Raw genomic sequence first — 1,454 nt, forward strand, 5'->3', positions numbered from 1 at the left:
CCTCCACCCCCCACGACAACGAAGGGACCCCCCGCGCATGAGCGAGCCCACGACCAACGAGCTGGGCTGGATGCTCGACGACGTGCTGAAGGTGCCCGAGGCGCGGAACGCGATCCTGCTCTCCGCCGACGGCATGCTCCGCGCCCACTCCGCCGGCATCGACCGCGACGACGCCGAACGCCTCGCCGCCGGCCTCTCCGGCCTCCAGTCGATCAGCCGCAGCACCGCCGAGTTCTGCGGCCCGTCCACCAGCCCCTGGCGGCAGACCCTGATCGAGTTCGGGCACGGCTACGTCTTCCTCGTCGCGGCCGGCGAGGGCGCCCACCTCGCCGTCTCCACCGGCGTCGAGGTGGACATGGAGGCGGTCACCTACCGCATGCACAAACTCGTCGACCGGCTCGGCAAGGAGCTGTCCACCCCGGCCAGGCCGGCCACGGGCAGCCGGACATGACGCCCCGCCCCCGGCCCGGCGGGCGCCTGGTGCGGTCGTACGTCGTCACCGACGGCCGCGCCCGCCCCACCCGCAACACCCTGGATCTGATCACCCTGCTGACCGCCGCCGACGACCTGCCGCCGACCGGGCTGACCCCGGAGAAGCGCCGGGTGATGGAGCTGTGCCGGCACGGCGCGCTCTCCCTGGGCGAGGTCGCCGGGCACCTCGGGCTTCCGGTCAGCGTCACCAAGGTGCTGGTCGCCGACCTCATGGACAGCGGCCACATCGCCACCCGCACGCCGTCCCCCGGGTTCCACGACCCCTTCGAGCAGGGGGAACGCCCCTCGGCCGTCCGGCGGTTCGACGCCGGCATCCTCCAGGAGGTCCTCGATGGGCTTCGCGCCCGCCTCTGACGACGTGTATCTGCGGCCGACCGTGCGGCGCGCGCTCAAGGTGCTCGTCGTCGGACACTTCGCGGTCGGCAAGACCACGTTCGTCGGCACGCTCTCCGAGATACGGCCGCTGCGCACCGAGGAGGTCCTGACGCAGGCCGGCGCCCTCGTCGACGATCTCGCCGACACCCGCGACAAGACCACCACCACGGTCGCGCTGGACTTCGGCCGCCTCACCCTCAACCCGTCCCTGGTCCTCTACCTGTTCGGCACTCCGGGACAGCAGCGCTTCACCCGGCTCTGGGAGGACATGACCCGCGGCGCCCTCGGCGCGCTGGTCCTCGCAGACACCCGCCGGCTGTCCCACTCCTTCGACGTGATGGGCACCCTGGAGGACCTGGGCCTGCCGTACGCCGTCGCCGTCAACGACTTCGACGGCGCCCCCGTGCACGACCTGGCCGAGGTGCGCGAGGCCCTCGACCTGCTGCCCGAGACCCCGCTCGTCCGCTGCGACGCCCGCGATCCGGACTCCTCCACCCGGGCGCTGATCGCGCTCACCGCGTACCTGCTGAGCCGCGACGCCGAACTGGAGCACGCGTGACCCCCGAGACGCCGCCCTGCACGTGCTG

General features: G+C 72.8%; 3 protein-coding genes. All 3 read left to right on the forward strand.

Features of this window, described 5'->3' with window-relative positions; genetic code table 11:
• Nucleotides 1–37 precede the first annotated feature (37 nt).
• From AOK23_RS40605 to AOK23_RS40615, 3 genes are read left to right on the forward strand one after another with little or no spacing between them, the layout of a single operon-like run.
• Complete coding sequence (locus AOK23_RS40605; RefSeq protein ID WP_055717432.1) at nucleotides 38–451, forward strand: roadblock/LC7 domain-containing protein; 414 nt, start codon at nucleotides 38–40, stop codon at nucleotides 449–451.
• Nucleotides 448–846, forward strand: coding sequence for a DUF742 domain-containing protein (locus tag AOK23_RS40610; RefSeq protein WP_055717433.1), 399 nt, complete (start codon nucleotides 448–450; stop codon nucleotides 844–846). The genes AOK23_RS40605 and AOK23_RS40610 overlap by 4 nt, the downstream gene beginning before the upstream one ends.
• Complete coding sequence (locus AOK23_RS40615; RefSeq protein WP_055717434.1) at nucleotides 824–1,426, forward strand: GTP-binding protein; 603 nt, start codon at nucleotides 824–826, stop codon at nucleotides 1,424–1,426. Before AOK23_RS40610 ends, AOK23_RS40615 begins: the two co-directional genes overlap by 23 nt.
• The last annotated feature ends 28 nt before the right edge of the window (nucleotides 1,427–1,454 follow it).

This window comes from Streptomyces torulosus (assembly GCF_001419765.1).
GTDB classification, from domain to species: domain Bacteria; phylum Actinomycetota; class Actinomycetes; order Streptomycetales; family Streptomycetaceae; genus Streptomyces; species Streptomyces torulosus.

Excerpts from the sequence above, each read along its gene's own strand:
- AOK23_RS40605 (WP_055717432.1), top strand. The coding sequence starts at position 38 with ATGAGCGAGCCCACGACCAACGAGCTGGGCTGGATGCTCGACGACGTG.
- AOK23_RS40610 (WP_055717433.1), top strand. The coding sequence starts at position 448 with ATGACGCCCCGCCCCCGGCCCGGCGGGCGCCTGGTGCGGTCGTACGTC.
- AOK23_RS40615 (WP_055717434.1), top strand. The coding sequence starts at position 824 with ATGGGCTTCGCGCCCGCCTCTGACGACGTGTATCTGCGGCCGACCGTG.